The sequence below is a fragment of the Streptomyces sp. NPDC007164 genome, assembly GCF_040634135.1.
Taxonomy (GTDB): Bacteria; Actinomycetota; Actinomycetes; order Streptomycetales; family Streptomycetaceae; genus Streptomyces; species Streptomyces sanglieri.
Genome location: NZ_JBEYFB010000036.1, coordinates 1 through 3691, shown reverse-complemented (window position 1 = coordinate 3691; position 3691 = coordinate 1). Strand labels below are relative to the sequence as shown.

Annotated in this window: 4 protein-coding genes; 1 reads left to right on the top strand and 3 read right to left on the bottom strand. The window is 65.8% G+C overall.

All coding sequences use genetic code 11. The annotated features are described in order from the left end of the window. Positions 1-198: 198 nt before the first annotated feature. The 3 genes from ABZ622_RS31560 to glnA form a co-directional block, all read right to left on the bottom strand. A complete protein-coding gene (locus ABZ622_RS31560; RefSeq protein ID WP_360549027.1) occupies positions 199-501 on the bottom strand; it encodes a hypothetical protein in 303 nt (100 codons plus the stop codon). A 100-nt stretch (positions 502-601) separates the two neighbouring features. Beyond that, positions 602-1309 carry a hypothetical protein gene (locus ABZ622_RS31555; protein WP_360549025.1) on the bottom strand — a complete coding sequence of 236 codons (708 nt, stop codon included), beginning with the start codon at positions 1307-1309 and terminating at the stop codon, positions 602-604. A gap of 106 nt (positions 1310-1415) precedes the next feature. Beyond that, positions 1416-2825: a type I glutamate--ammonia ligase gene (gene glnA / locus ABZ622_RS31550; RefSeq protein ID WP_093543302.1), complete on the bottom strand. Its 1410-nt coding sequence runs from the start codon at positions 2823-2825 to the stop codon at positions 1416-1418. Positions 2826-3080: 255 nt separating this feature from the next. Between glnA and ABZ622_RS31545 the strand changes: the two genes are divergently transcribed. After that, positions 3081-3548, top strand: coding sequence for an RDD family protein (locus ABZ622_RS31545; RefSeq protein ID WP_360549022.1), 468 nt, complete (start codon positions 3081-3083; stop codon positions 3546-3548). The last annotated feature ends 143 nt before the right edge of the window (positions 3549-3691 follow it).

The following is a 3691-nucleotide window of genomic DNA, read 5'->3' as shown; positions in this document are numbered from 1 at the left end:
TGCAGGCACTGGTGGCGAGGCCACTGGTGGTGCGGGTGCCGGCGACGTGACCGGTGGTGCAGGCATCGGCGGTGCTGCCACTGGCTAGCGGGACTGTCCGGCGGTCAATGTGCCGCCCACCACGAGCGCGTAACCCGCGGAGCAATGCGGGTTACGCGCTCGGCGACGACAGAACCCTCACGGGCGACGACAGAACCCTCACGACGGCAGAACGTTCACGACGGACGGCGTCGGGGGATTGGAGGGCGTGGGTACCTGAATGAGGAAGGGCACGAACGTGAGTCGGCCGTCCCCCGAGTTCAGGACCCGCTTGGAAACCCGGTAGCACACGACCTCGTCCGGATTGCCGGTGGTCGCATAGCACTTGAGTTCCGACGGCGTGGCTTGCGAAGTCCGCGACGAGGCAACGGAGTCACTCACTGATGTGGCCAGTACGCCGGCGGTCAAACAGAAGGTGGCTGCCGTTGCGACACCGATGTTCCGCAAGATTGTCTTCTTCATTCTCATCAGCCCAAAGGCTAGGAGTGAACCGGACTGTCGCATCAGCATTCTGGGAATTCAGAGGCTGTGCGGGGGAATGTCTACCCTTTCGACTGAAGTGTCAGGTAGTCGCACTCCTAGGATAGTTGGTTTCTTGATACGTGCCGTGCTGCGTGTGATCCTGCTGGAGACGGCCGTTCATCAACGAGCGACCATGTTTCGGTCCAGCAGTCGAAGGGACGAAATCATGCGCGGAAAGCGATTCCTCGTAAGGCTCAGCCCGGTGCTCATCGCCGCTCTGGCGTTCCCCGCGGGGTACGCCGGGGAAGCATTCGCTGCCACATCTCCAACTGCCGTGGTGGCATCGGCTCCAGCCAAGGCACCTCAGGTAAATGTCGACCCGTCGTTCACGGCAGGATTCAATGCCGGGCTGCGGGCGTGCCCATGTAGGACCACCACCACCACGTTCCTGGTGCCGCAGCAGCGGCTGGTGCAGCAGCAACAGCAGCAGCAGCAGCAACAACAGCAGCAGCAGCAGCAGCAGCAACAACAGCAGCAACAGCAGCAGCAGCAACAGCAGCAGCAGCAGCAACAGCAGCAACAACAGCAGCAGCAGCAGCAACAGCAGCAGCAGCAGCAACAGCAGCAGCAACAGGGTCAGCAGCTGGGTCAGCAGCAGCAACAGCAACAACAGGGTCAGCAGCTGGGCCAGCAGCAACAGCAACAGCAACAGCAGCAGCAACAGCAGCAGCAACAGCAGCAGCAGCAACAGCAACAGCAGCAGCAGCAGCAACAGCAGCAGCCGCAGCAGCTGTAGTGCCAGCCCCACAGGCACGGGCGAGGGCCGCTACCCCAGTCCTGGGGTAGCGGCCCTCGCAGGTCACGGCCAGTTTCCGGAGCTTCGCTCCAGGGTCCAGGTCGCCCGACCCCGCCCTTTAGAGGTCGAAGTACAGCTCGAACTCGTGCGGGTGCGGACGCAGCTGGATCGGGGCGATCTCGTTGGTGCGCTTGTAGTCGATCCAGGTCTCGATCAGGTCGGACGTGAAGACACCGCCGGCCTGGAGGTACTCGTTGTCCGCCTCCAGCGCGTCCAGGACGGCCGGGAGGGAGGTCGGGACCTGCTGGACGTTCGCGTGCTCCTCGGGAGCCAGCTCGTACAGGTCCTTGTCGATCGGCTCGGCGGGCTCGATCTTGTTCTTGATGCCGTCGAGGCCGGCCATCAGCAGCGCGGAGAAGGCCAGGTACGGGTTGGACGACGGGTCCGGGGCGCGGAACTCGACACGCTTGGCCTTCGGGTTGGAGCCCGTGATCGGGATGCGCATCGCGGCCGAGCGGTTGCGCTGCGAGTACACCATGTTGACCGGGGCCTCGAAGCCCGGGACCAGACGGTGGTAGGAGTTCACCGTCGGGTTGGTGAACGCCAGCAGTGACGGGGCGTGCTTGAGGATGCCGCCGATGTAGTAGCGGGCCATGTCCGACAGGCCCGCGTAACCCTGCTCGTCGTAGAACAGCGGGTCGCCGCCGGCCCACAGGGACTGGTGGACGTGCATGCCCGAGCCGTTGTCGCCGAAGATCGGCTTCGGCATGAAGGTCGCGGTCTTGCCGTTGCGCCAGGCGACGTTCTTCACGATGTACTTGAAGAGCATCAGGTCGTCGGCCGCGGCGAGCAGCGTGTTGAACTTGTAGTTGATCTCGGCCTGGCCGGCGGTGCCGACCTCGTGGTGCTGGCGCTCGATCTGGAGGCCGCTGTTCTCCAGCTCCAGGGACATCTCGGCACGCAGGTCGGCGAAGTGGTCGACCGGCGGGACCGGGAAGTAGCCGCCCTTGTAGCGGACCTTGTAGCCGCGGTTGTTCTCGACCGCACCGGTGTTCCAGGCGCCTGCCTCGGAGTCGATGTGGTAGAAGCTCTCGTTCGCCGACGTCTGGAAACGGACGTTGTCGAAGACGTAGAACTCGGCCTCGGGGCCGAAGTACGCGGTGTCGGCGATGCCGGTGGAGGCGAGGTACGCCTCGGCCTTCTTGGCCACGTTCCGCGGGTCACGGCTGTACTGCTCGCCGGTGATCGGGTCGTGGATGAAGAAGTTGATGTTGACGGTCTTGTCGCGCCGGAAGGGGTCGACACGGGCGGTCGACAGGTCCGCGCGCAGCGCCATGTCGGACTCGTGGATGGCCTGGAAGCCGCGGATCGACGAGCCGTCGAAGGCAAGCTCGTCGGCCGGGTCGAAGGTCGCCGCCGGGACGGTGACGTGCTGCATCACACCGGGCAGGTCACAGAACCGGACATCGATGAACTTGACGTCATTGTCGGCGATGTACTTCTTCGCGTCGTCGGCGTTCTGGAACATCCAACTCCTCCTACTCCCGGCCCGGGAGGGACGGGGTTGTAGCTCGTGGTGCGGCCAGTGCGGTGGCACACGCTGGACCCGACCATAGGCAGACCGGATTTCTCAAGCATGACCCATTTGTTTCGCAGAAGTTAACCGAGCCGGGTGTGACCGGCACCTCGTGGCCGGTTAAGGGCCCGTCTCCCGGCTGCTCCGGGGGCCTGTAGCGGGGCCCCGCCCGGCAGCCCGTCCGGGCGGGCGCAGTACCGTGTTCGGGTGGACAACAGGCAAGCAATCGGATCGTGGCTCTCCGGGCCGCGCGCGGCCGCCGAGGAGATGGGGGCCGACTTCGGCTACCGGGGCAAGCGACTCGGCCTGCCCGAGAACGGGCCGGGTTCGGTGGCGCCGCTCGGCCGGCGCTTCGGCGCGATCTTCATCGACTGGGCCCTGTGCCTCCTGATCGCATACGGGCTGTTCGCCCACGGTGACCAGCAGGCGGCCGGCAACTGGGCCCTGGGCATCTTCCTCGTACTGAGCGTGCTCACCGTCGGGACCATCGGCTGTACGCCGGGCAAGCGAATCCTGGGCATCAGGGTCGTCGCCGAGAACGGTGGCCGGCTGACGCTCACGCGGGTGATCGTCCGGAGCGTGCTGCTGTGCCTGGTGATCCCGGCCCTGGTCTGGGACCGCGACGGCCGCGGCCTGCACGACCGGCTGGCCCGCGCCGTTCAGGTCCGTATCTGAGGCGGAGCGGCACAGCCGGGGCACGGCAGCCGTACAAGCGTCGGACGTCGGACGGCAGACGACATGCGAAGAGGCGGGGGGGGGGCCCGGGCGGTGTGGGCCCCCCCCCGGTGGAATGCCTCTGGGGTGAGCGCCAAGTTTAG

Coding starts and splice junctions, on each gene's coding strand:
- ABZ622_RS31560 (WP_360549027.1), bottom strand. CDS start 501: ATGAAGAAGACAATCTTGCGGAACATCGGTGTCGCAACGGCAGCCACC.
- glnA (WP_093543302.1), bottom strand. CDS start 2,825: ATGTTCCAGAACGCCGACGACGCGAAGAAGTACATCGCCGACAATGAC.